The following is a 26,085-nucleotide window of genomic DNA, read 5'->3' on the forward strand; positions in this document are numbered from 1 at the left end:
CCACGCCATGAAACTGCTTCCAATTCGCTCTGCCCGCACCCGCGTCTTGCTGCTCGCATTGAGCGCCGCCTTTGTCAGCTCGGCCTGCGCCCCCTTGGTGTTGGGGGGTGCCATGATGGGCGGCGCCTTCGTCGCCACCGACCGCCGCACCTCGGGCACCCAGGTCGAGGATGAAGGCATCGAGTTCAAGACCGCGGCGCGCATCCGCGAGCAGGTCGGAGACAAGGGCCATGTCAACGTCAACGCCTACAACCGCATGGTGCTGCTGACCGGCGAGGTGGCCAGCGAGGCCGAGCGCGCCCGCATCGAAAAGATCGCCGGCGAGGTCGAGAACGTGCGCCATGTGCTCAATGAAACCGCCGTGCTGGGCAACAGCTCGCTGAGCAGCCGGGCCAGCGACGTCACCCTGGCCAGCAAGATCAAGATCAGCCTCGTTGATGCACGCGACCTGATCTCGAATGCCTTCTATGTGGTGGTCGAGCGCGGCAGCGTCTACATGATGGGTCGCGTCTCCGAGCGCGAGGCCAAGCGCGCTGTCGAGATCGCCCGTGGCGTCAGCGGCGTGCAGAAAGTGGTGCGCGCCTTCGAAATCATCAGCGAGGAAGAGCTGGCTCGCCTGACGCCCAAGCGCGTCGAGCAGCCCTCCAAGTAAAGCCTCAGCCTGGCGGCGCGCCTGCGCCGCGCGCGCTCAGGTCAAGCGTTGGATCAGGCTGGACGTGTCCAGCCGGCCACCACCATCGGCCTGCACATCGGCATAGAACTGGTCGACCACGGCCGTCACCGGCAGGCGGGCGCCATTGCGGCGCGCCTCGTCGAGCACCAGGCCCAGGTCCTTGCGCATCCAGTCGACGGCAAAGCCGAAGTCAAACTTGCCGTCGACCATGGTCTTGCCGCGGTTGTCCATCTGCCAGCTTTGGGCTGCGCCCTTGCCGATGACCTCAAGCACCTGCTTCATGTCCAGGCCGGCCTTGTCACCGAAGGCAATCGCCTCGGCCAGGCCTTGCACCAGGCCGGCGATGCAGATCTGGTTGACCATCTTGGCCAACTGACCAGCGCCCGACTCACCGACCCGCGTGACCGCCTTGGCAAAAGCCAGGGCCACCGGCCGCATCTGTTCAAAGGGCTGAGCGTCACCGCCGCACATCACGGTCAAAGCGCCATTGACCGCGCCAGCTTGGCCGCCGGAGACCGGCGCGTCAACGAAGTGCAGGCCTCGCTTCAAAGCCTCTGCGTGAAGCTCGCGCGCCACCTCGGCCGAGGCCGTGGTGTGATCGACAAAGACACTGCCCGGCGCCATGCCGGCAAACGCGCCCTGTTCTCCGAGCACCACCGAGCGCAAGTCATCGTCATTGCCGACGCAGGCAAACACCAGACTGGCACCTTGTGCGGCCAAGGCCGGGGTCGGCGCCATCTGCCCTCCGAACTCGGCGACCCAGGCCTGCGCCTTGGCCGACGTGCGGTTGTAGACACGGAGCTCATGTCCGGCGCGAGCCAGGTGGCCGGCCATCGGATGGCCCATGACGCCGAGGCCCAGGAAGGCCAGGCGAAGCGGGGGGGTGCTGTCGTAGCTGCGGGGGTTGATCGTGCTCATGGCCGGACTCTAAACCAAGCCCGGCACCGGGCCGATCGCAGGACTCAGAGAATCGAGAAATGCTCGGTGCCCGAGCTCAGATCGCCAGAGCGGGCACGCTCGCTGTTGAGCTTGATCTGCAGGCGCAGGTCATTGACCGAATCGGCGTTGCGCAGCGCGTCTTCGTAAGTGACCTTGCCGCTCTCGTAGAGGTCGAACAAGGCCTGGTCAAAGGTCTGCATGCCTTGCTCGCGCGAGCGCTTCATGATCTCCTTGATCTCACCGACCTCACCCTTGAAGATCAGGTCGGACACCAAGGGTGTGTTGAGCAGGATCTCGACCGCCGCCACCCGACCCTTGCCCTCACGGCGCGGCAGCAGCCGCTGCGACACCAAGGCGCGCAGATTGAGCGAGAGGTCCATCAGCAGTTGGTTGCGGCGCTCTTCAGGGAAGAAGTTGATGATGCGGTCCAGGGCCTGATTGGCGCTGTTGGCGTGCAAGGTGGCCATGCAAAGGTGGCCGGTTTCGGCGAAGGCCACGGCATGCTCCATGGTCTCGCGGTCGCGCAACTCGCCCATCAAGATGACATCGGGCGCCTGGCGCAGCGAGTTTTTCAGCGCCGACTCCCAGGTGTCGGTGTCGATGCCGACCTCACGCTGGGTGACGATGCAGTTCTTGTGCGGATGCACGAACTCGATCGGGTCTTCGATGGTGATGATGTGACCGTAGGTGGTCTGGTTGCGCTCATCGATCATGGCCGCCAGCGAGGTGCTCTTGCCAGAACCGGTGGCACCGACCACGATCACCAGACCGCGCTTGAACTGCACCACCTCGCGCAAGACCTTGGGCAGATCGAGCGAGGCGATGGTCGGCAGCTCGGCCGGAATCGTGCGCAACACCAGGCCCACCGAGCCTTGCTGCAAAAAGGCATTGGCCCGGAAACGGCCGATGCCCTGCGGCGAGATGGCGAAATTGCACTCCTTGCTGCGCTCGAACTCGGCCGCCTGCTTGTCGTTCATGATGGAACGCGCCAGCTGCAGAGTGTGCTGGCCGCTCAGGGGCTGGGGCGAAACCTTGGTGACCTTGCCATCGACCTTGATGGCGGGCGGGAAGTCGGCCGTCAGGAAGAGGTCCGAGCCCTTGCGCGAGACCATCAGGCGCAACAGATCGTTGATGAATTTCGAGGCCTGATCGCGTTCCATGAATGAGTCGTCCTAACCGTCTGCTTGAATTGACCGCCGGCAATGTAGCAGGCTGGTGCGCCGCCGGTGCCGAGATCAGCCAGGGAAGTTTTGCCGTCACTCACGTAGCGGCAGCCACATGAGTCACGTCGAGCTTTCCGGGCTTTAGCCCGGAAAGTTCTCCGGGAACTTGGCCTTGGCCCGCGCCTCGGCAGGCGCAATGATGTTGCGGCGGACCAGGTCGGTCAGGTTCTGGTCCAGCGTTTGCATGCCAACCGCATTGCCGGTCTGGATGGCCGAGTACATCTGCGCGACCTTGTTCTCGCGGATCAGATTGCGAATGGCCGAGGTGCCCAACATGATCTCGTGCGCCGCCACCCGGCCCGAGCCGTCCTTCAGCTTGCACAGGCTTTGCGAGATCACGGCCACCAGGGACTCGGACACCATGGCCCGCACCATTTCTTTTTCGGCCGCGGGGAAGACGTCGACGATACGGTCCACGGTCTTGGCGGCAGACGAGGTGTGCAGGGTACCGAAGACCAAGTGGCCGGTTTCCGCGGCGGTCAGGGCCAGACGAATCGTTTCCAGGTCACGCATTTCACCGACCAGCACGGCGTCCGGGTCCTCGCGCAGCGCTGACTTCAGCGCGTTGGCAAAGCTCATGGTGTGCGGGCCGACCTCGCGCTGGTTGATCAGGCTCTTCTTGGACTCGTGGACAAACTCGATCGGGTCCTCGATGGTCAGGATGTGGCCGTACTCGTTCTCGTTGAGGTGATTGACCATGCCGGCCAAGGTGGTGGACTTGCCCGAACCCGTGGGGCCAGTCACCAGCACCAGGCCGCGCGGGCGCAGGGCCAGCTCGGCAAAGATCTTGGGTGCGTTGAGCTGTTCCAGCGAGAGGATCTTGCTCGGAATGGTCCGGAACACGGCGCCAGCGCCGCGGTTCTGATTGAAGGCATTGACCCGGAAGCGCGCCAGGCCTTGGATCTCAAACGAGAAGTCCACTTCCAGCGACTCTTCGTAGATCTTGCGCTGGGAGTCGTTCATGATGTCGTAGACCATGTCGTGCACCTGGCGGTGTTCCAGGGCTTCGACATTGATGCGACGCACATCCCCATGCACGCGGATCATCGGGGGCAGGCCGGCCGAAAGGTGCAAGTCAGAGGCCTTGTTCTTGACCGAAAATGCGAGCAGTTGAGTGATGTCCATGATTGTGAGAAAGAGCCTGGGCCATTATGGCGACGATAGCGAACAACATACAAGAACAGCACCGTCGCATCGCAGCAGCCTGCGAGCGTGCAGGGCGCGCGCAGCATAGCGTGAGCCTCCTGGTCGTCAGCAAGACCTTCCCCGGCGCAGCGGTGCGCGAGGCCCACGCGGCGGGCGAGCGCGCCTTCGGTGAAAACTATGTGCAAGAGGGCCTGGACAAAATCGCCGAGCTCGCAGACCTCCGGTCACAGCTGGCCTGGCACCTGATCGGCCCCTTGCAAAGCAACAAGACCCGGCCGGTGGCCGAGGCCTTCGACTGGGTGCACAGCGTGGACCGGCTCAAGACGGCACAACGCCTCTCCGAACAGCGCCCGGCCACGCTGCCGCCGCTGAACATTTGCTTGCAAATCAATATCAGCGGCGAGGCCAGCAAGAGCGGCATCGCCCCAGCCGAGCTGCCCGCGCTGGCGCGCACGGTCGCCGCCCTGCCGCGCCTGCGCCTGCGCGGCCTGATGGCCGTGCCGGAGGCGGCTGCTGACTTTGAAGCGCAGCGCCAGCCGCACCGCGCCCTGGCCGAGCTGCTGGCCGACCTGAAGCGGCAAGACCTGACCCTGTTCAGCGACCTGGACACCTTGTCCATGGGCATGAGCGCCGATCTGGAAGCAGCCGTGCTGGAAGGCGCGACGATGGTGCGCATTGGCTCGGCCATCTTCGGCGCACGCAGCTATCCAAGCAACAGCACGCCCGCGTGACCCCTCGCTACCAGCAGCTGGCCGATGAATTGGCCGGCATGATCGCGCAAGGCGCCCTGCGCGCCGGCGACCGCCTGCCCTCGGTGCGCCAGACCTGCCGAAGCCGCGGCCTCAGCGCCGCCACGGTGTTCCAGGCCTACCACCAGCTGGAAGCGCGCGGCCTGGTCCAGGCCGCGGCCCGCTCGGGCTACTTTGTCAGCGCCCATGCCGGAGCGGCGCCAAGCCCGTCGCGGCAAGCGCCCGCCGCTCAAGCCGCTGAAGCAGCGCCACCGACCATCAGCGAGCAGATCTTCGAACTGCTGCAGAGCAGCCGCGAACGCGGCCTGCTGCCACTCGGTTCAGCCTTCCCCGCCACCGAGCTGTTTCCACTGGAGCGCCTACGCCTGGCCCTGGGCGCCGGCATGCGCAAGTTGGAACCCTGGCAGATCAGCGCCGAGCTGCCCCTGGGCCTGGAAACCCTGCGGCGTCAGATCGCCCTGCGCTATCTGCGCCTGGGCCTGAGCGTGGCACCGGACGACATCGTCATCACCAACGGCGCACTCGAAGCCTTGCAGCTCTGCCTGCAGACGGTGACCCGGCCGGGCGATGCTGTGCTGGTGGAGTCTCCCTGCTTCTATGCCGCGCTGCAGGCGCTGGAGCGCTTCGGCCTCAAGGCCATCGAAGTGCCCACCGACCGTGCCGAGGGCGCCGATCTGCGGGCCATGGCCCGACTGATCGCGCAGCACCGGCCGCGTGCCTGTTGGTTGATGAGCAGCTTCCAGAACCCGCTGGGCTGCACCCTGCCGCCCGACAAGAAGCGCGCCTTGGTGGCCTTGCTGGAAGCTGAAGGCGTGGCCTTGATCGAAGACGATGTCTACGCCGAGCTGCACCACGGCGCCGAACCGGTCTTGCCCGCCAAGGCGTATGAGCAGCGCGGCGGCGTTCTGCACTGCGGCTCGTTTTCCAAATGCCTGGCGCCGGGCTATCGCATCGGCTGGGCCCTGGGCGGGCGCTGGGCGCCACAGCTGCAGCGCAGCAAGCTGATGAGCAGCCTGAGCAGCTCGCTGCCGGCGCAAGCTGCCCTAGCCGAGTATCTGCAGGACGGCAGCTTCGATGCCCATCTGCGTCGTTTGCGCGAAGCCCTGGCGCGGCAGATGCGCAGCATGACCGCTGCTTTGGCCCGCCACATGCCGGCCGGCAGCCGCGTCAGCCAACCGGCGGGCGGCTACTTCCTCTGGCTGGAGCTGCCCGCCGGCTGCGACAGCTTGGCCCTGCTTCCGCTCGCACGCGAACAAGGCTTCAGCCTGGCACCGGGGCCGCTGTTCTCGGCTCAGGGTGAGTTTGCCGCCTGCCTGCGCCTGAACTGTGGCCACCCCTGGAGCCCGACCTGGGAAGCGGCTATCGCCGCGCTGGGCGAGATGGCCCGAGCGCAGTTGGCGCAGCGCTGAGCGCCCTCTGCTCCATATGTTTTGCGGCAGTTCTGCGCCTGTGCCCGGCCGGAGGTGACGGGGATAATCCCGCCATGCCTTCCCTTCTTCCTTTTGCCCGTGCGCGTCTGGCCGCAGCGAGCCTGCTGCTGAGCCTGTTCTGCGCCGCATCAACCAACGCGGCCCCAGCCGCCGCCGTCGAGGACACGATCGCCCAGCGCGCCCTGGCCTGCACCCAGTGCCACGGCCAGCAAGGCCGCGCCGCCGCCGACGGCTACTACCCGCGCCTGGCAGGCAAGCCGCAGGGCTACCTCTACAAGCAATTGCTCAACTTCCGCGATGGCCGGCGCCATTACGGCTTGATGAGCGATCTGGTCGACCCCTTGAGCGATGCCTACCTGAACGAGCTGGCCGGCTACTTCGCCGGCCTTCACCTGCCCTACCCGCCGCCCCAAACCCCGGCCCTGCCCGCTGCGGCGCTGAGCCGTGGACAAGAGCTGGTGCTCAAGGGTGACCCAGCGCGCAAGCTGCCGGCCTGTGTGCAGTGCCACGGTCAGCAGCTGACCGGCGTCCAGCCCTTCATCCCAGGCCTGCTGAGCCTGCCGCGCGACTATCTCAACGGCCAGCTCGGCGCCTGGCGTAGCGGCCAGCGCCGCGCCGTGGCGCCCGACTGCATGGCCTGGATCGCCAAGCAGCTCAAAGAAGAAGAGATCAACGCCATCTCGCACTGGCTGGCCGGCCAGCCCATGCCCGCCGGCGCCCGCCCGGCCGACAGCCTGCCCGCGCCCCTGCCCATGGAATGCGGGGGGCTCAAGTAAATGAAGCTCCGATACAAGATCCTCGGCGTGCTCGGCGCCGGCCTGCTGCTCGCCGCCCTGGCGGTGCAGCGCCTCAACCACCTGGACGAGAGCGCGCCGCGCGCCACGCCGTTTCAATCGAGCCCAGCCCTGATCGAGCGCGGCGCCTACCTGGCCCGCGCAGGCAACTGCATGGGCTGCCACACCGCCCGTGGCGGTGCCGAGTACGCCGGCGGCCGCGCCATCCCCACGCCTTTCGGCAGTGTCTTCACCTCCAACCTCACACCCGATGCCGAGACCGGCCTGGGCCGCTGGAGTGCCGATGAATTCTGGGCCGCCCTGCACAACGGCCGTGGCCGCGACGGCCGCTTGCTGACGCCCGCCTTCCCCTACGACAACTACGCCCTGGTCACGCGCGAAGACTCTGATGCGCTGTTCGCCTACCTGCAAAGCCTGCCCGCCGTGGCCCAGCCGCGGCGCGAGCATGAGCTGCGTTTTCCCTACAACACGCAGGCCGCGTTGGCGGTCTGGCGGGCGCTCTACTTCCGGCCGGCCGTGTTCCAGCCCGATGCGCAACGCTCGGCCGAATGGAACCGTGGCGCCTACCTGAGCCAGGGTCTGGGCCACTGCAATGCCTGCCATGCCAGCCGCAACAGCCTGGGCGCCACCTCTGGCCTGAACGACTTCTCCGGCGGCATGCTCGATGCGCTGGGCTGGTACGCCCCCTCGCTGCACGACCCGGCCGAAGCCAGCGTTGCTGGCTGGAGCCCGCAAGCCCTGCAGCAATGGCTGAAGAGCGGCCGCAACGATCAGGCCAGCGCGCTTGGCCCCATGAGCGAGGTGATACGCGGCAGCACCCAGCACCTCAGTGATGCCGATCTGGCCGCCATGACCGTGTACCTGCAGGCCTTGCCCCAGCACAGCAAGCCCGCAGCCGTGCCCGAACGCCGCGCAGAATTGAAGTTACGCGAGCAAGGCGCGCAGCTCTATGCCGACCACTGCGCCAGCTGCCACGGCGAGCAAGGCCGCGGCGTGGCTGGAATCTACCCGGCCCTGGCCGGCAACCGCGCCGTGCTGATGGCCAACCCAGCCAATTTGCTGCGCATCATTCAGCGCGGCGGCTTTGCACCTTCGACCGAAGGCAACCCCCGCCCCTTCGGCATGCCGCCCTTTGCGGGCCTGCTCAATGACAGCGAGCAAGCGGCACTGGCCAGCTTCGTGCGCAATGCCTGGGGCAACCAGCCACGAGGCGCGCCCGATGTGCGGCCGGTCGACGTGCTGCAGAGCAAAGACCAACGCGTGGATTGATTGGAATTGAAGCGGCAATTGTTCACGCAGCCGCGCTGCACGCGCCGCCCAGGCCGAGCCGGGTAACGCCCTGGTCACACAGCAAGCACAAACTGCCGGCCCATCGTTCCTGCAGTTTTTGGAGTTGGCATGTTTTCTCGACGGGCTCTGGCCCAGTTCCCACCCTTGGCAAGCCGGATGTTCCGGGCCGAGTGGTCTATTGCACGCAGGCTGAGCTTGTCCTTTGGCTTGCTGGCCGCGGCCCTGGCGTTTCTGGGGGCGTTCTCGATCGTGCGCCAGCAGCAGATCGACACCAGCGCACAGAACATCAACGCCGTCCACCTGCAAGGCGTTTCCGACAGCTTGCGCCTGGCGGAACTGGCAACCCGACGCCATTCGCTGGACTACCTGATGGCCATGAGCGAGCGCGATCAGGTGGCGGCCGTGGCGAGCCAGATCGACGCTGTCGATCTGGAGCTGAAACAGATCAGCAGCGCCTACGAGGCCCAGCTGCGCAGCCCGGAAGAGCAGGCGCTGTTCAAGGACACCGTCCAGGCAATTCGTCACTACAGCACCCTGCGCCAGGGCGTGCAAGCCTTTGTTCAAGTGGGCGCCGGCCCAGCAGCCATCGATCTGATCACCAGCGAAGGCGCGCGCCGCTTTGCTGATGCGCGCGGCCTGATGCTGCAGCTGGCCGACCTCAGCCTGAAGGCCGCACAAGCCGAAGCCCGGCTGGCCAATGAAACCTATCTGAAAAGCCGGCGCCAGCTGCTGGTCCTGATCGCGGCACTCGTGCTGGCCGCAGGCCTGCTGGGCTGGCGGGTGACGCGATCCATCACCGGCCCGCTGGGCGAGGTGGTCCATCTCGCCTCGGCCGTGGCGCGCGGTGACCTGAGCAGCCCGGCACGCCTCGGGGCCGAAGAGCGCACTGAACAAGACACCGAGCTGGGCCGCATGAACGCCGCCTTGAGCACCATGACCGAGCGCCTGCGCGATATGGTGGAGGCCGTGCGCCAGGGCGTGGACAGCGTCAGCATCACCTCCACGCAGATCTCCAGCGGCAATCAGGACCTGTCCCGCCGCACCGAAAGTTCAGCCGCGCGCCTGCAGGCCACCAGCCAGCGCATGAGCGCCATGGTTGCCAGCCTGCGGCAAACCCAAGGCAGCGCCGCCCAGGCCGCACGCCTGAGTGCAACCACAGCCGAGCAGGCTTCGGCCGGCGGCAGCGCGGTGCAGCAGATGGTCCAGGACATGGCCGAGATCCGCAGTGCCGCCCAACAGATCGGCGAGATCACCGGCGTGATCGACGGCATCGCCCGCCAGACCAACATCCTGGCCTTGAATGCCGCCATCGAGGCCGCGCGCGCTGGCGAACAGGGCAAGGGTTTCGCCGTCGTGGCCGCCGAGGTGCGGCATTTGGCCCAGAGCAGCAGCGATGCCGCCCATCAAATCAACAGCCTGATCTCGGCCTCGGTGCGCAAGGCTGAGGCCGGCTCGACCCGCGCCCAGGGCGCCGGTCAGCAGATGAACGAGATCATTGCCGGCGTCTACCAGGTCCGCGACCTGATGGAGCAGCTGCAAGCCAGCGCCATGGAACAGGGCGGCCATCTGGACCATGTCGAGCACGCCATGCAGGCGCTGGAGGAGATGACCAGCCAGAACGCTGCGCTGGTGGAGCAGTCCACCGCGGCTTCTGCGGCTCTGCACGGCCAGGCCCATGGCCTGGCTGCCAATATGAGGCAGTTCCGCACCGCCGCCTGAGGCTGGCGCACAGCCCCGGCGCCAACAGCAAGCCCCTGAACCGGGGATGCCATCGAGCTGTGGCGCGAAATCGTTCACGCGATCGGTCTTTGCCTCCGCCCCACAAGCGCGCGGCGAAGGCAGACTGGCGTCCGCAGTTTGCCGTGCGGCCCGCCCCAAATCGTCCTGTTTCTGGACTCCGAGCCGCCACTGCGACATATGTCACAGGCCACTCAGGAATCCATGGAATCCCGCATCAAGAACTCAGTGTGTGGCGCCGATAGCGTCCCAGGCATCGCAAGCGCCCCGCCGGGGTGCCCGGCCGCAGCAGCACGCCACATCGGCGCCGCCGCCACCACAACAAGCAGTTCTTGACGAGGGATTCATCGATGAATTTTCTGACCCAGCTGCGCATCAGCCAGCGTCTGGCCGTGAGCTACGGCCTCCTGATTCTTCTGCTGATCGCGATCGGGAGCTATGGCGCCAACACGGCCAGCCGCCTCGCCAAGGACTTGGACCTGACGGCCAACTCCAGCCTGGTCAAGATCGCCTCGGCCAATGCACTTGAGGAACAGGTCAATGTGATCGCTCGCGCCTCGCGCGACCTGCTGCTGCTCGACGAAGCACGCCAGATCAAGAAGCAGAAGGCCGCCATCGAAGCCGCCCTGGCCGAGAGCGACAAGCAGATCAACGACGTCGAGGCCAGCCTGGTCGGCGACAAGGAAAAAGACCTGGTGCGCCAGGTGCGTGAGCGCAAGACCGCCTTTGTTGGCGCTGTGGCCAAGTTCCAGAAGATCCAGAAGGACGGCAGCCCGGACGAGGCGCGTGAAAGCCTGATCACCGATGTGCGCCCGGCTCAGCAGGCATACCAAGAAGGCCTCAAGGGTCTGGTCGAGCTGCAGTTCGAGAGTGCCCGTGACCTGGCCATCTCCGGTGGCGAGATGGCCCGCAATGCTGTGCTGCTGACCGGCGTCTTGGTGTTGGTGGCGGTGGTGATCGGCGTCGGTGGCGGCCTGGTGATTGCCCGCTCCATCGTGCTGCCGGCGCGCCGTGCCCAAGCTGCAGCCGAGGCCATCAGCGCAGGAGACCTGACCCTGGCCATCCACGCGGAAGGCCATGACGAACTGGCGCAGATGCTGCGTGCCATGCAGGACATGCAGGCGGCGCTGACCGGCGTGGTCAGCAGCGTCAGCGACGCCGCCGGCGAGGTGGCGCAGAACTCCTCCGACATCGCCGACAACAACGTCAATCTGTCGGACCGCAACGCCCGCTCGGCCGCCAGCCTGCAGAACACCGCCGCCTCGGTGGAGCAGATTGCCGCCAACCTGAACGGCGCCAGCGACCTGACCCGCCGCGCCGCCGGCATCGCCACCAAGGCGCGCCAGTCGGCATCGGCCGGCGGCGCGGTGGTGGCCAAGGTGGTCGACACCATGGAAGAGATCAGCGCCAGCTCGCGCAAGATCGGCGACATCATCGGCGTCATCGATGGCATCGCCTTCCAGACCAACATCCTGGCCCTGAACGCGGCCGTGGAAGCGGCGCGCGCCGGCGAGCATGGCCGCGGCTTCGCGGTCGTGGCCTCCGAAGTGCGCGCCCTGGCTTCGCGCTCGGCCGCCGCGGCCAAGGAAATCAAGGTGCTGATCCAGGAATCGTCCGTCAAGGTCGAGAACGGCACCGCCCTGGTCAACAACGCCGGCGTCACCATCCGCAGCGTCGTCGACGAAGTCAACAATATGGGCCAGCTGATCGAGGAAATCTCGCACTCGGCCCAGGAGCAGGCAGCCGGTGTCGGCGTGGTCAACAACGCCATGAACGAGCTGGACCGCACCACACAGCAGAACACCACCTTGGTCGATGAGCTCGGTCGTTCGACCGACGCCCTCAAGACCAGCTCCTCGCGCCTGCTCGACGCCGTAGGCTTCTTCCGCGCCGTGCCGGCCTGAGCGCCCTTCAGTTTCCCGTCCCTCTTTTCTTTGTTTCACATCCCTCTATTTCTGCAGTCGAGACCCGCACCATGAAGTACACAAGCACCCCCGCCGCCGCCCCCTTCTCCCTGCTGCGCGCTGCAGGCCTGTTCGCCGCCACCGTGGCGCTGGCCCTGAGCGCCCACGCCGCGCCCAAGATCGTCAAGAAGGTGCCGCCCGAGTTCCCGCGTGAAGCCGAGAAGCAATCCATCACCCGCGGCACCGTGACCGCCAAGATGGCCATCGACGGCGACGGCAAGGTCACCGGCGTGGACATCCTGGAAGCGCAGCCGCGCAAGGTCTTCGACCGCTCGGTCACCAACGCCCTGATGGACTGGCGCTTCGAAGCCAGCGGCGAAAAGCAGCACCACGAAGTCAAACTCGTCTTCAACAACGAGGACTGAACGTGGACACAGGATGCTGCCTGCGCAGCATCCTGTGCCTCGTTCAGGCCTGAGCGCATGCTTGCGCGAAGGCTGATGTGGACAGAGCACCCTCCCTGCGCAGCATGCTGTGCCTCGTTCAGTGCCGGAGCGCATGCTTGCGCGATGGCCGATAGCGATCAGTCTCACCTGCCTGCGCAGCATCCTGTGCCTCGTTCAGGCCTGAGCGCATGCTTGCGCGAAGGCTGAACCTGCGAACAAGCGCAAAAAAAGCCCGGTCATGCCGGGCTTTTCCTATGGTGCCGGTCGGCCCGAGCTCAGACCTTGCTCAAGAACTTCGGCGCCGCCCGCTTGAGGCTGGCTTGCTCATAGGCATAGCTGTAGGCCAGCAGCTTGGCTTCCTGCCAGGCCAGGCCACCGAAAGAAATGCCGGCAGGGAGTTCGCCCACCAAGCCCATGGGCACCGTCAGATGCGGGTAGCCAGCCACGGCAAAGGGCGAGGTGAAGCCGCCCGCGGTGAAGTGGTCGCCCAGTAACGGGTCGGTGAGCCAGGCCAGATTGCCCGAGGGCGCCACCACGGCGTCGAGCTGATGCTCGGCGAACAAGGCGTCCAGGCCTTCCTTGCGGGCGTAGCGCTGGTTGTTCTCGATCGCCTTGCGGTAGTCCTCACTGTCCAGGCCCTGTGTGGCCTGGGACATCTCGAACAACTCCTGATCGAAGAAGGGCATGACGGTCTTGGCATGGGCCTGGTTCCAGGCGATCAGGCCGGCCAGATCCTTGACCGGCGCATCGGGCTGATAGGCGGCCAGGTACTCGGCCAGGCCGACCTTCAACTCGTGCATGAGCACGGTCATTTCGCTGTCGCCGTACTTTTCCTGGTGCGGAATCTTGAGGTCCTGATCGATCAGCACCGCCCCTTGGGCCTTGAGCACGGCCAGGGCCTGCTCGAACAAGGCATTGACCTGGGGCTGGGGCGGCTGGGCGCCGCGCAGCACGCCGATGCGGGCACCGCGCAGGGCGTCCTTGCGCAGGCCAGTGAGGTAATCGGCTGGCTTGGGTGCGGCGGCGGTGGCGCGGTCCTCAGTGTCGGGAGCGGCCAACACCTGCAGCAAGGCAGCGGCATCGCGGACGTGGCGGGTCATGGGGCCAGCCGTGTCCTGACTGGCCGAGATCGGGATGACGCCGCTGCGACTGACCAGGCCGACCGTGGGCTTGAGACCGACGATGCCGCAGATGCTGGCGGGAGAAATGATTGAGCCGTCGGTCTCGGTGCCGACCGCCAAGGCGCACAGGCCGGCCGCCACGGCCACGGCCGAGCCGGAGCTGGAGCCGCTGGGATTGCGCGCCAGCAGATGGGGGTGGCGGGTCTGGCCGCCGCGGCTGCTCCAGCCACTGGTCGAGCGGCTCGAACGGATATTGGCCCATTCGCTGAGATTGGTTTTGCCCAGGATGACGGCACCGGCGGCGCGCAGGCGCGTGACCAGAAAGGCATCGCGGCTGGCGTGCAGGCCGGCCAGCGCCAGCGAGCCGGCCGTGGTGCTCATGGCATCTTCGGTGGCGATATTGTCTTTGAGCAGCACCGGCACGCCGTGCAGCGGACCGCGCGGGCCACGGCGCTTGTCGCGGCGTTCGCGGTCCAGCTCGATCGCTTGAGCCAGGGCCTGCGGATTGAGCTCGATGACCGAGCGCAGCTGCGGCCCCTGGCGATCCAGCGCATTGATGCGACGCAGGTAATGGCGGGTCAGGCTTTCAGCGCTCAGCTGACCGCTGGCCAGACCTTGCTGGACACCTTGCAGGTCGAGGGCATCGAGGCGGCCGGGCGGCAAGGGCGTCGCAGACGCGGCCGGTTCAGCGGCTTGGGCCAAGGCAGCCCCCAGGCTCAGCGATCCCGCGACAAAGCCGCGCCGGTTCAGGAAACTGTCTTGAGTGCTCATACGGGGTCCGTGTCGTGTGCAGTGTGGCAAAGCAGGCTGGCTTGTGGAGGGACTGCATGACAAGACAGGGCCGGGCATTGTGACCAGCCCGGCCGCGCCTTGCACCCTAGGACAAGCCCAGGCGGGTGGGTCGAAAAACCGTCACCGACTGGCCCAAGCCTCAAGTTCTGCGGGCCGCGGTCGAAACACTGGCTTCGTGCCGCTTTCTCAGGTCTCGCCATGGCTGAAGCCCCTGCCCCCACCTTGCCCGAGCTTGAGGCAGCGCTCGCGCGCATGGTGCAAGAGCGCTACCCCCACGCCGAAAGCGACGACGAGGCGGAGCTGCAGGCCATGGCCGCGCGCGACTGCGAATACCTGCTGACCCGCATCCGCATCCTCGAAGCCGAGTTGGTCGAGGCCAACGACGAGGTGAAGTGGATCGCCCCCGGCCATCGCAGCTCGCCAGCCCAGGCGCTCAAGCGCATCAAGGCCTTGTGCGCGCGCTTCCCCGACCTCTTCCAAGCCATCCTATTAAACGCGAAATTCCCCGAATTTTCAGGGACACCACTGGACGACAAATCCCCTGGAAAATCAATTAGTTATAGCCGATAGTTCATTTTACGACGTGCAACGCGATTCGCCAAAATCCGCGTTCCGGTTTACACATGGGTTTACCCATTGGAGGCTATCGAAATGACTCGCTACCCCCGCCAAGGCAAAGGTCGCCGCTGGACGGCAAAAGAACTCCAGGCTGTTCCCGCCGCATGGAAAGGTGACACGTTGAGCGACGGAGATGGTCTCAGCGGCGAAGTAAGAACGTCCTTGGACGGGGACGTGTCTGTCGCATTCCGCTTTGCCTTCAAGTGGCAGGGAAAGGTGAGTTGGCACTATTGCGGCACCTGGCCGATGAACACGTTAGAGGCCATACGAACGGAGCGCGATCACGCCCGGTCTCTTGTGAGATCCGGCGTTAGACCCACTGATGCCAAACGAGCGTCAAAGATTGAAGCGCAAGCGCAGGTCGAAGCTGTGATCGCGGAAGTGGCGCGCAAAGACGCAGAAGACCAGCCTGTGCGTGCCATGTATGAGTCATGGCTGCGCGATGGCGTTGCGCGCGCGGACGGTAACGCTGAGATACGCCGCAGCTTCGAGAAAGATGTCCTGCCAAGCATTGGTGCCAGCCCCGTTCGCGAGGTCACTGAGCACGACCTGCGCGCCTTGCTTCGTCAAATGGTGAAACGTGGCGTACATCGCCAGACCGTTCGCACCTACAACGACATCGTCCAGATGTTCGCCTGGGCCGAAAAACGCAAACCGTGGCGCGGCCTGATGGCCGACGGCAACCCAGCTGAACTGCTGGAAATCGAGAAAATTCTCCCTCCCGGATCTGCCGTCGACAAACCGCGCGAGCGGGTTCTATCCGCAGAGGAACTGAGGGAGTTGCGTGACATCCTTGAAAGCATGGAGGCCGTCTATGCAGCCCTGCCGGCAGGCCAGAAATACGGTACCGCCCGCCCGCTCAAGAAAGAGAGCCAGCTCGCACTTTGGATCTGCGTCAGCACAGCATGCCGCATTGGCGAACTGCTGATGGCCCGCTGGGAGCATGTCAACCTGGATACCCGCGAATGGTTTGTGCCAGCAGACAACACCAAGACTAGTGTCGACTGGCGCGTCTACCTCTCCGACTTCGCGAGCCGTCATTTCAAGGCACTGAAAGCACTGACGGGCGACACGCCGTACTGCTTTCCTGCACGGACCGCCAAAGGAGAGGCGCCGGCTCAACATGTCTGCGTCAAGAGCGTCTCCAAGCAGATTGGAGACAGACAGACTCAGTTCAAGAACCGCAGTGGCCCATTGAAGAACAGGCGGAATGACAACAGCCTCGTACTCGCCCAGGGAACCAAAGGCGAATGGACGCCACATGACCTTCGCCGTACAGCCGCGACCATGATGCAGGCCCTAGGCGTTCTTCCCGACATCATTGATCGCTGCCAAAACCATGTGCTGGCCGGCAGCAGGGTACGCCGACACTACATGCATCACGACTACGCGGAAGAGAAACGTGCGGCCTGGGTCAAACTCGGAGACCAACTCGAAACCATCATTAACAATCGGCTTGGCGGGTGACTGTTGGCTGGGGCGGAATCCAAAGATCCGCGGAACGGTGCGCCAACTCTCGCCTTCGCAATCGCTAGTCGTAACGGGTACAGGTTGGGTACACCGGACTGTCCTTCAGACGGCCATCCAAGGAATCGAACCGAGGACGTTCCGCCTGAGCGCGGATTGTCTCAGATTCACCGCAATGCAGTAATCAACGGTGCCAGGTTTGGAGCGATGCAGAACCAAGAGAACCGCCCGCAAGGCGCATGAACACTGCGTTCTGGGATGTGCACGTACACCACATGGACACACTCTTGGTCTTGGTTGACTCTGGTTGCCGTAGGTCGACGAAATGGCCTCGCTGACGAGCCGGCGCGATGCCCTCCGAAGGCAGGGGTTGTTGGTTCGATCCCAACCGGGCGCACCAGATATGGCCATGCAAGTCTCTGATTTGCATGGCATTTTTCATTGGATTGCTAGTTCGATCACGATCCGGCAACGGCAAGTGGGCCAAAAGTGGGCCAAAGGCATCCCCGTGAGCCGTGATGCGAAGGAGTTAAGCGAGCCGCCGCGTATGGACGTTTGCGTGATCGTTTCCAGCGGCCGGTTCACGCCGGATGCCGTGGCCGCCATCGAGAAGCACAACCAGTCCGACACCGGGCTCGAGGTCGAGATGTGGCCCGAGAGCCATCTCGAACGCGTGCTGGCGACCCGGCCTGACCTCATCGGAGCGTTCGGCCCCTACCCTGCAGGGAAGCAGCGTCACGACACGGCGAGCAGGTCGGCGATCTCGTTCAGGTCGCCAATGAGGCCGTCAAACATTGCATCGACTGCATCGCTCCACCCCGCGGCGTGGGCGGCAGGGTCGATTCCAAAGGCCTTCAGGTCTTTGGCCAGCGACTCCGCAAAGCCGTCGCCTGTACGGTGAGCGTCTTTCTGCCTCAACTGGTTGAGGGAGTAGAGGCGCGCCATTGCGCCGAGCCGAAGATCCTTATCCCAGCCCGCCACCACCTGGTCCACGTCGGCCGGCCAATGGTGGCCCGACTTCTTGCAGGTCGTCGCCAGCTGGGACAGCGTGCCCAGCAGCTTGATGGTCCCTGTCTCGCCGAGCTGCTTCTTGGTAAGGCCCGTAGTCAGAACGACGTTGCGCATCGGGGCCTCCTGGAGCAATTCCAGCATCACCGCAATGTCCTTGGCACGTTCAAGGAACTCGCCGACCGGGATGTTCAGAGAAACCACGTCGCTGAGGCGCCCCAGCTCTGGGAACGTCCACCATCCTCTGTACTCAACCGCAGCGGTGTCAAAGGCGCCGACATCCCGCTGCGAAAAACTGAGGCCAAGCGCGTCGCCGAGCTGTGCGACCGCCCAGGTCAAGCGCAGGAAGGCCTGCACCAGCGCCTTCGCGCGCTCGGCGATGTTCGCGTTGCCGTTGCGATCACGGTCCTCCTGGGCGACTTTCCCAGACACTGCATAGCGATGCCAATGCTCGATAACCGCCGGCGGATTGCCCTCGTACAGCTTTTTGAGCTCCAACGCGATGTGGCCTCGGCCCATCCGGTGGCAAAAGCTCACGGCCCACTGCCCGCGGTAGGACACCGCGCCCGACATCGGGTGGATCTCGAAGATCGGCCGGCCCTGATAGTCGCGTAGGACCTCGTCGCGCACGTAGCCCATCAGGTGATCACGGCTGGCGCGTTGCAGTGTTATGGAGCCTTCATGCCCGGGCCAGACCAACTCCGGGTCGTCGACATCAAGCACGTGCTTCTTACCACGGGCCACCACGAGGCTCCGGCCCCACACCTGGGAATACTCACTACAGCTTCATTTCCACGGCTACTCGCAGCACACTGGATGGGGACTGTCGCAACACCTGACCCTGGGACAGTGCGTCGGTCACATACTGGGTTTCGGTGACCGTCTGTGGCTTCAGCACGTTAAGCCAAGACACACGCACTCGCATCTCCTTGCTGACCGTCCACAACCCGTAGACGTCCAGCGCCCGCTTGTTGGAACGGCGGGTCCATTGCTCCTGCGAGATGCGGGCACGGCCGACATTCTCGAAGGCGAATTGCAGCCCGGTCGCCCATCGGCTGCCTGTGGGCTGCCAATCTGCACCTGCGGTCGCGGTCCAGGCGGGCAACTGGGACAGGCGGTTGTTAGGACCCGGTACCTCATCAATGGTCGACCACTGCCGCGAGGCACTCAAGCGGACATCCAGCTTCGGCCAGGTCGACGCCAACCTCTGGAGCTTCTGCTTGACCTCCATTTCCAGCCCCCGCACTTCGGCACGGCCACTGTTCACCGGCGTAGAGATCCACGTGCCGCCTTCGTCCCGTGTCCGCTGCAAAATGACGTTGGCGATCCGTCGCGCATAGGCGTTGAGCCCGAGAAATCCTCCGTCGGACAGATAGCGTTCGTATCCTGCGTCGAGTCCCCAGGACAGTTCAGGCACGAGCGTCGGATTGCCCTGGAAGTTAGGGCGGGTCGCGGAGTTGTCGTTCACGATCCAGCGGCGTGGAAGCAGGTCGCGGGCGGTAGGGGCCTTGTAGGTGCGCGCCAGCGCCACTCGAAGCTGATCCGCCTTGGTTGATGGGATCTTCCACACCATCTGCAAGGTCGGACTCAGCACGCTGGATCGGTGCTTGATCGCGCCCAGTTCCTCGCCGGAGGTGCGGGTCTCCAGCCCTTCCCATCGCGCGCCGGCGTAGATCGACAGGCGCTCGGTCACCGCCCATTCGTCCTGCGCGTAGAGGGCCAGTCTGGCGATCGTCGCGCGGTAGTTGTCGTCCATGTCCTCAGTGGGGAAGGCGACCGGACTCGATTCCCGCTGCGTGCGAGTCTCCGCGCGACGCGTCAACTGACTGTCCCACCCCAGTCCGATCGTATGGGCTTCGTCCAGCAACAGCTGGTACTTGCCGACCAGCGCGCCAGCGCTGTCGGACAGGACTGAATCGACGCTCCGGAACACAAGCGGTGACGCCTCCGCATCCAGACGGTCCAAGGTGCCGTCCGACGTCCGCCGCAGATGGGTGACCGTGAGCTTGGTCTCAAGACGTCCGTCGCTGCCCACGGGCTGCTTGAGCTGCACCGTCGATCGCAGTTGCCAGCTCTCGTTGACAATGTGCATCAGGTCGTTGCGGATCGGCGATCCGGTACCCAGCGTCGTACTGCGCCGCTCATCCCCGCCAATTTCCACCCGTTGCCCCTGCACTGAAACGTCGGCGTTCAGAGAGCGTTGATCGTCCACCTTCCAGGTTAGACGCGGAGACAGACCGAGCGTCCACTGCCGGGCCTGTTCAAGCGTCTCGGTGTGTTGCCGGAAGCGCGGCGGCCCGCCGGGCGTCGATGCCTCCGTGTCGATGCGGGCGGGATACTGGTTGTTGTCAAACGCAAGACTGCCCGTCAGGCCGTACTGCCATCCTGGTGCGAGACTACCGCCGGTCTGGGCCGACATATTGACGTTTCCGCGCCCGCCGCTGATGCCCCCGGACATCTTGAGGTCGCGCTGTCCGGGCTTGGCGGTGCGACGCAGGATGATGTTGATCGTGCCGGCAATGGCCTGGGTCCCTAGGTCGGCCGTGGCCGTCCTGAGTACTTCGATGCGATCGACCAGCTCCGGCGACAAGGCGTCGATCGAGAATCCGGCGGGCGCCGGTTCGCCGTTGATCAGGATCTGCGTGTAGCCGTTGCCCATCCCGCGCAGGCGGATATCGCGCGGCTGGGTACCGCTCCCGGTGACCGTGATGCCCGGCACGCGGCGTAAAGTGTCGATGAGCGATGCGTCGCCGAAACGGGCCAGATCCTCGCGGGTCACGATGGACTTTGCGGCGGAGGCATCGCGACGTGAAGCGCCGCTGGACTCCCCGTCCACGACGACGCGGTCGATCTGGCTGGCCGGCGGCGCAGAGGACGCTTCCGCGGGGACCGCCCGTGCGCTGCTCGCCGCAAGGGCGCACGCGATGAGCATGCCGGTCGATACGGCCGGGACCGGGAGCGGCGGCCGCTTGCCGAGGGGGAGATTCCGGCGATGCCGGACGTCAGGAAATGGCGTCATGATGGTGTCAGGGAGACAGGTGAAGTCGAAGGGCCTCGACGATGAGGTCGTGGTCCTCCACGTGCGACATGCCGGATACCGTGATGGCGCCGACGACGCCCGCGCCATGGACGTTGAGGGGGAATCCGCCGCCCCAGGCGGCGTGATCAGCGGGCACGAGACCGGACAACGCGTCGAAGGACACTCCTTCCAGCGCATGCTGCGTATGGACGTGGAGCGAACTGCGGCCAAACAGCTTTACCACGTTCTCCTTGCGGCGGACCCAGTTCATCGCCTGCGGCGCGGTGCCCTCCATAGCGTGTTGGAACAGCTCGTGATCGTTCCTGCGGATGCGCAGGGCGATCCGGGCCGAGCGCGCTGTCGCCAACGCCACCAGCCGCAGCCCCAGGGCAAGCGCCTCGGCATTGGAGAAAGCGCGGAAGACCAACTCCCGTTCCTGCCGCTCCAGCGCTTCCAGGCGCTGCTTCAGCTCGGCGTTCGTGCTCATGGCGCCGCTCCGGAGGGGCGCGTGTCGAGTCCACCGAGGAACCCGTCGGCGATCGCGAAGGTGGAGTCCGGATCCTCGACGAACAGATAGTGCGATGCGCCCGTCACCGCATGGGCCTGGGCGTTCCTCAGCAACCCGGTGACCTCCCGTTGCTGCGCTTCGGAACAGATGTCGTGCTCTCCGCGCAGCAGCAGCACGGGAACATCGATCGCGCGGACGACGTCGTCATAGTCGTCGGCCAACGGCACGTCGCCGTGCGGCACCGCGCGCATCGATCGCGCGAAGGCCTCGGGCCAGGGATCCGCGCGGCAGAGGTGGCGCCGGTCGAACTCCGCCTTGGACAGTCGCAGTCGCGACTCGTTGTAGTCGAGGAACTCGCGACGGCGCGGACAGAAGCCGGACAGGACGGCTGCGGCCACCGGACGCGCGAGGGCCGACGGCCGCCGTCCCAGCAAGTGCGCGCAGAGCATCGCGCCGAACGAATGTCCCCACAACACCACCTCGGACTGCGGCGCGACGCGCCCGACCACGTCGGCCAGCTCGGCCACCAGATGGTCCAGCAGCGTGTCGTCCGGAATCCTCTGACAGTCGGGACGGTTGACGCCGTACTGGTCGTAGGTCAGGAAGCCATCGCCACGACCGGCCGCCCATCGCCCGATGTCGTCGAGCGAGCGGGCATTGCCTGGACGGCCATGCACACCCACGATGATGCGGGCGCTCACTGGAAGCTCCCGTCATTGATCTCGATGGGCATGCCATCCGGTGCCGCGATGTAGCACTGCCGCCGGCCTCCGGGCAGCAGGTTCTCCTCCAGCACTGGCGCGCCGTGGTCGCGCGCCAGCCGGAGGATCTCGTCGTACCGGCCGGTGTAGAAGCCGAAATGGGACAGGGTGCGGCCGGGCTGCACCACGGATTCCTGCCAGTTGTGGATCAGCTCGATGCTGCCGGCCTCCGGCCCCGTCATGAACACCAGGGTGAAGGCGCCCTCCTCGGACACCACGCGTTCGTGCTCCCGGTAGCCGAAGACGGCGGCGAGGAAGGCCACATAGTCCTCCAGGGCGGCGACGCGCAACGCGATGTGGTTCATCCGTCACCCCCACATGGACAGTTGGCCGTCCACCTGCGCCAGCAGGGGTGCGCCCCACGCGTCGATGCGGGCGACCTCCTCCTCACTCAGTGTCACTGTCCGGGCGCGCTGCGGCAGATCCAGGTGTTCCGGCCGGTGGATGCCGACGATGGGCGACAACCCCTTCGCGCGCACCCAGGCCAGCACGACCGCGGAGAAGTCCTGCTCGCCGTAGGCCTCGATCAGGGTGGTGCGGAACGCCTGGCACTGCGCTAGCAGGTCGCCCTTGAACAGACGGACCCAGTTGCGGTGATCGCCCTCGCCGATCGGCGCGCGTGGTCCCGGCGCCAGCAGACCCTGGGCGAGCGGCGAGTAGGCCTGCGGGGTCACGCCCAGGCCGCGCAGGTAGGGCAGGACATCCGCTTCGATCACGCGATACAGCGGCGAGTAGGCGTACTGCGCCGCCTCGACCGGCGCGAAGCGCTCGAAATCTTGGATCTCGGCGAGCGAATGGTTGCTCAGTCCGATGCGGCGCGTCAGGCCCTGCGCCTTGGCCTCCAGCATCGCATGGGCGATCTCCTCGGTCGGGACCGGCTCGCAGCCCATGGTGCCCGCGGGCCAATGCACCAGCAGCGCCTCGACCGGCCGGCCCAGGCGCTCCACCGATTCCCGCGCCGTCGCCAGCAACTGGTCCCGGCGCAGGCGGTCCGGCGGGATCTTGGTGAACACCCGCGCGTCACTGACGCCGGCTTCGCGAAGCAGGCGGCCAAGCGCGGCCTCCGCGACGCCATCACCGTAGCTCGGCGCGGTGTCGAAGTCGCGATGGCCGGTTTCGATCGCGTGTCGAAGGGCGGCGTGCGCAGTATCGGTCGAGACGGTCTTCCAGCTCGATCCGCCGGATTGCCAAGTGCCAATGATCATAGGTATTCCTCAGAAAGCGTGGGTGTTCCAGGAGCTGGCCGTGAAGACCAGCCGGCGCGGTGCGCGGCGGAAGTAGCCGCCCTTGTGGATAAAGCCGGCACCCTTGAAGACGTCCTTGAACGACGCGCCCTTGCCGAGCACGTAGTCGAAGAGTTCCTGGCTGCGGCTGTCGATGCCCTGCCACATCTCGCCCTTGAGCAGGACCCAGGTGTCGTCGGGCACTTCGTGCTCGATGCCGGTATCGAAGACCGCCAGCGCGTCGTCCGGCGCGATCGAGGCGCCGGCGAAAAAGTCGCGGCGGATGTTGGCCTCGTCGGTGTAGACGATGGAGTCGCCGAAGAAGCATTTCGTGATCGTGAGCGCGGTGGAGTCGCGGTGGTACTTCTCGGACACCGACGGGAACTCGCGCCGCAGGTAGTCTTCGGTGACCACGCGCAACGAGGCCAGCGGCGCCGTTTCGCCGGACAGTTCGGCAAACAGGCTCAGGGCCTCGCCGATCTCCCGCGCGATCAGATCGCAGGCCTCGTCGTCGCCGCCGTGGTCGCGGAGATGGCTGGCGACGACCGGCGCGTAGTCGCCGTGGAAGGCGCCCTGCTCGCGTTGGTATTTCTGCGGCAGGTAGAGCTGGTAGTTCGCCGGCAGCCGTGACACCAGCGCCGCCGCCTGGTCCTGCGAGCAGGAACTCGCGAAGTCGCGAATGAAAACGGCCGGGTCGAGCGCGCCCGGGAAACGCGCGATCTCGGAAAGATCGGCGCGCGCGGAAAACAGGGGAACGGTCATGTCGACCTTTCGGAAGACGCGGCCTGCGCCGCGGATGGAAGAAGGACGGCATCCGCGAGGCCCCGTCCGAGGAACTGGCTGAGCGAGGTCATGCGCCCGTACGCTCCGGCATTGAAGACCGCCAGCAGGTCGCCGGGCGCCAGGGCGGGCAGCGGCACCGAGCGGCCGACGACGTCGCTGCCGGTCGGTGCGTTGCCGTAGAGGTCCCACGGCCGGTCCTGCCCGGGCGCCGCGGACTTGCCGAGCACCGCCATCAGGAAGTTGCGGTTGGGTTTGTCCTGCGACATCGCCGCGTGATCCGAGAGCAGGTAGAAGCTGCACAGGCCGCCGTCCAGGACGGCGATGTCCCGGCCGCCGCGCTGCTTCGTGTAGAGAACCCGGCAGAGGTAGACGGCCGAGGAGGCGGCGATGAAGCGCCCCGACTCGACCAGGACGCGCCGGAACGGCGACAGGTCTAGCGAGGCCAATTCAGCGCGCAACAGCGTGAGGTCGAGCGGCGCCTCCCAGTCGTAGTACGGCACGCCGAAACCGCCGCCCAGGTCGAGCGTGTCGAGCGCGCCCTCGAACCAGCCGTTGACCGTCTGGAAGATCTCGCGAAAGGCATGGAACGAGCGCGCGATGTCCGCAGCGTCCAGGTTGCGGCTGCCTACGTAGAAGTGGAGGCCGCAGACCCGGACATGCCCCATCGCGCGGATCGCGCCGACTTCGACCTGCAGCTCGTCAAGGTCGATGCCGAAGTGCGAGCGGACGCCCGAGAACGGTCGCTCCAGTCCGGCAGCGGTGGACGCCGGGTTGATGCGCAACAGGCATTGCGCGGGCTGCCCGCGCTCCGCGGCGAGGGCGTCGAGCAGGCGCAGTTCCTCGATCGACTCGCAGACGATCAAGGTCACGCCGGCCCGCACCGCGCGGCGCAGTTCCGCCGCCGTCTTGCCCGGGCCGGTGAAGACGATGTTCGAGGGCGCCACGCCCAGTTCCAGCACCAGCTCGAGCTCGAAGAGGCTGCAGACGTCGACCACCAGGTCGGTGCGACGCGCCATCAGCCCGGCGACGAAGTCGGGCTCGCAGTTGGCCTTCAGCGAGTACGCTACCTCGATCTGCGGCGGCAGGCCGGCACGCAGGCGATCGACGTTCTCGGCGGCGATGTCCAGGTCGTAGAAATAGGTCGGGGGCAGGCTGTCGCGTGCGTCGTCGGGCAGTTGCCCGGCGATTCGCGATAGGAAGGAGGTCCGGAGATCCATGGAAGCGCTCATGAGCGTTGGGCCGGAGAGGTCCGTCCGGCATGTGGAAGCTGGTGGAGATTGAGGCGGCGCTGGTAGTCGCGGAGCCGGTCTTCGAGGCGGTCTGCGGACAGCGCGCCCTGCGCGGCGAGATGGCGTTGATTGCGTTCGAACGCGTCCCACAGGGCAACATCGGCGTCGTACTTCGCGCGCAGGACACGCCAGGCGTCGAGCACTGCGGCCGGGTTCACCGCCTCGATCAGGCGGGCTGCACCGTTCAGGTCCGCTTCCACGCGGGTCGCGTCGAGGCCCAGGCGCCGGACCGTCGCCGCCAGGCGGCGGCCCGCGGACCTGGCGATGGACCGATGCCGGCCCCTTCCCGGCGAGATACCGCAGACCTGGGTCTGCGCGAACAGGTACAAAAGGTCGACGTAGTGATACGCCTCGGGGGCCTCGAGTCCGCCCGCCGCCTGCACCACGGGCCACAGCGCGCTGGCCTCGAAGGGGCTCGGCAGTCCGTCCAGGATGGCCAGGAAGGTCTCCTCGCCGAAGCCGAACTCGACGCCGATGGGACGGCCGCCGCGCAGCAGCGTGACGATCTGGCCGAACTCCCGCGTCGTGCCGTCCTCGCCGGTCAGCGACAACGGCAGGCCGCGGCCGCTCAGGCCGGGCTCCCCGTAGGTCCAGTCGTACTGCTTGTCCGGCACGTCGATCCGCACGGCGACGTCGCCCAGCGCATCGAGGAAGGGCCGGTGCAGCGCGAGGTCCTCTCGCCGGACATGGACGCACAGCCGTGACGCCAGGCCCAGGGTGTCGCGCAGGCAGCGCGCCGCTAGGCGCTGGGTCGGCGCCGTGTCCTCGGACGTGTCGATGAGGCCCAGCATGTGGAAGCCGCTCATGAACCGCGGACGGAACGACGCCTCGCCCAGTTGCGGCAGGTTGTGCGTGCGCAGGCAGGGCTGGCGGACGACGCGCCGGTGCCCGGGCTCGACCAGCAAGGCGCGGAAGACGTTGATCGTCGCCGACGTGAACAGCACCGAGCCGTCCTGCGTGGACAGCACGTCGATCGGGCGGGACACGGCGAAACCACCGGCCTCGAACAGCGACAGGAAGCTCGACGCGATCCAGCGGCGTCGCGGGAGCAGCGGGTCCGCCGCGTCCCGGCCGGTCGTGGGCGGCGAGGTGTTCTTCGCGGTCGGGACAACAGGCAGGTCTGGGTGCATGAAGAGGCCGAGGCGTCCGCGCGGCCGCGCCCGGA

General features: G+C 66.1%; 23 protein-coding genes. 10 read left to right on the forward strand and 13 right to left on the reverse strand.

Annotated elements, in window-relative coordinates; translation table 11 throughout:
* The first annotated feature begins 7 nt into the window (after window positions 1–7).
* A complete protein-coding gene (locus ACQY39_RS23345) occupies window positions 8–652 on the forward strand; it encodes a BON domain-containing protein (RefSeq protein ID WP_428510370.1) in 645 nt (214 codons plus the stop codon).
* Window positions 653–688: 36 nt separating this feature from the next.
* On the opposite strand, the gene ACQY39_RS23350 is transcribed toward ACQY39_RS23345, so the two are convergent.
* The 3 genes from ACQY39_RS23350 to ACQY39_RS23360 form a co-directional block, all read right to left on the reverse strand.
* Entirely contained in the window at window positions 689–1,591 is a 903-nt protein-coding gene (locus ACQY39_RS23350) for an NAD(P)-dependent oxidoreductase (protein ID WP_428510372.1), read from the reverse strand.
* Between the two features lie 44 nt (window positions 1,592–1,635).
* The gene (locus tag ACQY39_RS23355; RefSeq protein WP_428510374.1) at window positions 1,636–2,772 is read right to left on the reverse strand and encodes a PilT/PilU family type 4a pilus ATPase; all 1,137 of its coding nucleotides are present in this window, start codon (window positions 2,770–2,772) and stop codon (window positions 1,636–1,638) included.
* A gap of 144 nt (window positions 2,773–2,916) precedes the next feature.
* On the reverse strand, window positions 2,917–3,960 hold the full coding sequence (locus ACQY39_RS23360) for a type IV pilus twitching motility protein PilT (protein WP_263519049.1): 1,044 nt from the start codon (window positions 3,958–3,960) through the stop codon (window positions 2,917–2,919).
* 26 nt (window positions 3,961–3,986) lie between these two features.
* On the opposite strand from ACQY39_RS23360, the gene ACQY39_RS23365 reads away from it, so the two are divergent.
* The 7 genes from ACQY39_RS23365 to ACQY39_RS23395 all read left to right on the forward strand — a co-directional run bounded on the left by ACQY39_RS23365 (window position 3,987) and on the right by ACQY39_RS23395 (window position 12,310).
* Window positions 3,987–4,712: a YggS family pyridoxal phosphate-dependent enzyme gene (locus ACQY39_RS23365; protein WP_428510377.1), complete on the forward strand. Its 726-nt coding sequence runs from the start codon at window positions 3,987–3,989 to the stop codon at window positions 4,710–4,712.
* Complete coding sequence (locus ACQY39_RS23370) at window positions 4,709–6,139, forward strand: PLP-dependent aminotransferase family protein (protein ID WP_428510379.1); 1,431 nt, start codon at window positions 4,709–4,711, stop codon at window positions 6,137–6,139. Before ACQY39_RS23365 ends, ACQY39_RS23370 begins: the two co-directional genes overlap by 4 nt.
* A gap of 74 nt (window positions 6,140–6,213) precedes the next feature.
* Window positions 6,214–6,936, forward strand: a complete 723-nt coding sequence (locus ACQY39_RS23375) for a c-type cytochrome (protein WP_428510381.1) — start codon at window positions 6,214–6,216, stop codon at window positions 6,934–6,936.
* Entirely contained in the window at window positions 6,937–8,223 is a 1,287-nt protein-coding gene (locus ACQY39_RS23380) for a c-type cytochrome (protein ID WP_428510383.1), read from the forward strand.
* 177 nt (window positions 8,224–8,400) lie between these two features.
* The gene (locus ACQY39_RS23385) at window positions 8,401–9,963 is read left to right on the forward strand and encodes a methyl-accepting chemotaxis protein (RefSeq protein ID WP_428510933.1); all 1,563 of its coding nucleotides are present in this window, start codon (window positions 8,401–8,403) and stop codon (window positions 9,961–9,963) included.
* A 368-nt stretch (window positions 9,964–10,331) separates the two neighbouring features.
* Window positions 10,332–11,885: a methyl-accepting chemotaxis protein gene (locus ACQY39_RS23390; RefSeq protein ID WP_428510385.1), complete on the forward strand. Its 1,554-nt coding sequence runs from the start codon at window positions 10,332–10,334 to the stop codon at window positions 11,883–11,885.
* A gap of 71 nt (window positions 11,886–11,956) precedes the next feature.
* A complete protein-coding gene (locus tag ACQY39_RS23395; protein ID WP_428510387.1) occupies window positions 11,957–12,310 on the forward strand; it encodes a TonB family protein in 354 nt (117 codons plus the stop codon).
* A 296-nt stretch (window positions 12,311–12,606) separates the two neighbouring features.
* Here ACQY39_RS23395 and ACQY39_RS23400 read toward each other — a convergent pair whose 3' ends face one another.
* Window positions 12,607–14,223, reverse strand: a complete 1,617-nt coding sequence (locus tag ACQY39_RS23400; protein ID WP_428510389.1) for an amidase — start codon at window positions 14,221–14,223, stop codon at window positions 12,607–12,609.
* A gap of 219 nt (window positions 14,224–14,442) precedes the next feature.
* Here ACQY39_RS23400 and ACQY39_RS23405 point away from each other — a divergent pair, with 219 nt between their 5' ends.
* Both ACQY39_RS23405 and ACQY39_RS23410 read left to right on the forward strand, forming a co-directional pair.
* Window positions 14,443–14,814 carry a hypothetical protein gene (locus ACQY39_RS23405; protein ID WP_428510391.1) on the forward strand — a complete coding sequence of 124 codons (372 nt, stop codon included), beginning with the start codon at window positions 14,443–14,445 and terminating at the stop codon, window positions 14,812–14,814.
* 81 nt (window positions 14,815–14,895) lie between these two features.
* A complete protein-coding gene (locus ACQY39_RS23410) occupies window positions 14,896–16,329 on the forward strand; it encodes a tyrosine-type recombinase/integrase (RefSeq protein ID WP_428510393.1) in 1,434 nt (477 codons plus the stop codon).
* Window positions 16,330–17,064: 735 nt separating this feature from the next.
* On the opposite strand, the gene ACQY39_RS23415 is transcribed toward ACQY39_RS23410, so the two are convergent.
* From ACQY39_RS23415 to ACQY39_RS23455, 9 genes are read right to left on the reverse strand one after another with little or no spacing between them, the layout of a single operon-like run.
* Window positions 17,065–18,060 (reverse strand): hypothetical protein, encoded by a 996-nt coding sequence (locus ACQY39_RS23415; RefSeq protein ID WP_428510395.1) that lies wholly within the window; start codon window positions 18,058–18,060, stop codon window positions 17,065–17,067.
* 55 nt (window positions 18,061–18,115) lie between these two features.
* Entirely contained in the window at window positions 18,116–20,356 is a 2,241-nt protein-coding gene (locus tag ACQY39_RS23420) for a TonB-dependent receptor plug domain-containing protein (protein ID WP_428510397.1), read from the reverse strand.
* A gap of 7 nt (window positions 20,357–20,363) precedes the next feature.
* The gene (locus ACQY39_RS23425; protein ID WP_428510399.1) at window positions 20,364–20,843 is read right to left on the reverse strand and encodes a heme-degrading domain-containing protein; all 480 of its coding nucleotides are present in this window, start codon (window positions 20,841–20,843) and stop codon (window positions 20,364–20,366) included.
* Complete coding sequence (locus ACQY39_RS23430) at window positions 20,840–21,565, reverse strand: alpha/beta fold hydrolase (protein WP_428510401.1); 726 nt, start codon at window positions 21,563–21,565, stop codon at window positions 20,840–20,842. Before ACQY39_RS23430 ends, ACQY39_RS23425 begins: the two co-directional genes overlap by 4 nt.
* Window positions 21,562–21,930 carry a VOC family protein gene (locus ACQY39_RS23435; protein ID WP_428510403.1) on the reverse strand — a complete coding sequence of 123 codons (369 nt, stop codon included), beginning with the start codon at window positions 21,928–21,930 and terminating at the stop codon, window positions 21,562–21,564. The genes ACQY39_RS23430 and ACQY39_RS23435 overlap by 4 nt, the downstream gene beginning before the upstream one ends.
* Window positions 21,931–21,933: 3 nt before the next feature.
* Window positions 21,934–22,830: an aldo/keto reductase gene (locus ACQY39_RS23440; RefSeq protein WP_428510405.1), complete on the reverse strand. Its 897-nt coding sequence runs from the start codon at window positions 22,828–22,830 to the stop codon at window positions 21,934–21,936.
* 9 nt (window positions 22,831–22,839) lie between these two features.
* A complete protein-coding gene (locus ACQY39_RS23445) occupies window positions 22,840–23,610 on the reverse strand; it encodes a hypothetical protein (RefSeq protein WP_428510407.1) in 771 nt (256 codons plus the stop codon).
* Window positions 23,607–24,848 carry an alanine racemase gene (locus ACQY39_RS23450; protein ID WP_428510409.1) on the reverse strand — a complete coding sequence of 414 codons (1,242 nt, stop codon included), beginning with the start codon at window positions 24,846–24,848 and terminating at the stop codon, window positions 23,607–23,609. The genes ACQY39_RS23445 and ACQY39_RS23450 overlap by 4 nt, the downstream gene beginning before the upstream one ends.
* An 8-nt stretch (window positions 24,849–24,856) precedes the next feature.
* Window positions 24,857–26,050: a hypothetical protein gene (locus tag ACQY39_RS23455; RefSeq protein WP_428510411.1), complete on the reverse strand. Its 1,194-nt coding sequence runs from the start codon at window positions 26,048–26,050 to the stop codon at window positions 24,857–24,859.
* Window positions 26,051–26,085: the final 35 nt, after the last annotated feature.

Source organism: Roseateles sp., assembly GCF_965262435.1.
Taxonomy (GTDB): Bacteria; Pseudomonadota; Gammaproteobacteria; order Burkholderiales; family Burkholderiaceae_C; genus Paucibacter_A.

What these genes read in the sequence shown, in the direction of transcription:
- ACQY39_RS23345 (WP_428510370.1), top strand. Translation starts at nt 8, where the DNA reads ATGAAACTGCTTCCAATTCGCTCTGCCCGCACCCGCGTCTTGCTGCTC.
- ACQY39_RS23350 (WP_428510372.1), bottom strand. Translation starts at nt 1,591, where the DNA reads ATGAGCACGATCAACCCCCGCAGCTACGACAGCACCCCCCCGCTTCGC.
- ACQY39_RS23355 (WP_428510374.1), bottom strand. Translation starts at nt 2,772, where the DNA reads ATGGAACGCGATCAGGCCTCGAAATTCATCAACGATCTGTTGCGCCTG.
- ACQY39_RS23360 (WP_263519049.1), bottom strand. Translation starts at nt 3,960, where the DNA reads ATGGACATCACTCAACTGCTCGCATTTTCGGTCAAGAACAAGGCCTCT.
- ACQY39_RS23365 (WP_428510377.1), top strand. Translation starts at nt 3,987, where the DNA reads ATGGCGACGATAGCGAACAACATACAAGAACAGCACCGTCGCATCGCA.
- ACQY39_RS23375 (WP_428510381.1), top strand. Translation starts at nt 6,214, where the DNA reads ATGCCTTCCCTTCTTCCTTTTGCCCGTGCGCGTCTGGCCGCAGCGAGC.
- ACQY39_RS23380 (WP_428510383.1), top strand. Translation starts at nt 6,937, where the DNA reads ATGAAGCTCCGATACAAGATCCTCGGCGTGCTCGGCGCCGGCCTGCTG.
- ACQY39_RS23385 (WP_428510933.1), top strand. Translation starts at nt 8,401, where the DNA reads ATGTTCCGGGCCGAGTGGTCTATTGCACGCAGGCTGAGCTTGTCCTTT.
- ACQY39_RS23390 (WP_428510385.1), top strand. Translation starts at nt 10,332, where the DNA reads ATGAATTTTCTGACCCAGCTGCGCATCAGCCAGCGTCTGGCCGTGAGC.
- ACQY39_RS23395 (WP_428510387.1), top strand. Translation starts at nt 11,957, where the DNA reads ATGAAGTACACAAGCACCCCCGCCGCCGCCCCCTTCTCCCTGCTGCGC.
- ACQY39_RS23400 (WP_428510389.1), bottom strand. Translation starts at nt 14,223, where the DNA reads ATGAGCACTCAAGACAGTTTCCTGAACCGGCGCGGCTTTGTCGCGGGA.
- ACQY39_RS23405 (WP_428510391.1), top strand. Translation starts at nt 14,443, where the DNA reads ATGGCTGAAGCCCCTGCCCCCACCTTGCCCGAGCTTGAGGCAGCGCTC.
- ACQY39_RS23410 (WP_428510393.1), top strand. Translation starts at nt 14,896, where the DNA reads ATGACTCGCTACCCCCGCCAAGGCAAAGGTCGCCGCTGGACGGCAAAA.
- ACQY39_RS23420 (WP_428510397.1), bottom strand. Translation starts at nt 20,356, where the DNA reads ATGACGCCATTTCCTGACGTCCGGCATCGCCGGAATCTCCCCCTCGGC.
- ACQY39_RS23425 (WP_428510399.1), bottom strand. Translation starts at nt 20,843, where the DNA reads ATGAGCACGAACGCCGAGCTGAAGCAGCGCCTGGAAGCGCTGGAGCGG.
- ACQY39_RS23435 (WP_428510403.1), bottom strand. Translation starts at nt 21,930, where the DNA reads ATGAACCACATCGCGTTGCGCGTCGCCGCCCTGGAGGACTATGTGGCC.
- ACQY39_RS23440 (WP_428510405.1), bottom strand. Translation starts at nt 22,830, where the DNA reads ATGATCATTGGCACTTGGCAATCCGGCGGATCGAGCTGGAAGACCGTC.
- ACQY39_RS23445 (WP_428510407.1), bottom strand. Translation starts at nt 23,610, where the DNA reads ATGACCGTTCCCCTGTTTTCCGCGCGCGCCGATCTTTCCGAGATCGCG.
- ACQY39_RS23450 (WP_428510409.1), bottom strand. Translation starts at nt 24,848, where the DNA reads ATGGATCTCCGGACCTCCTTCCTATCGCGAATCGCCGGGCAACTGCCC.
- ACQY39_RS23455 (WP_428510411.1), bottom strand. Translation starts at nt 26,050, where the DNA reads ATGCACCCAGACCTGCCTGTTGTCCCGACCGCGAAGAACACCTCGCCG.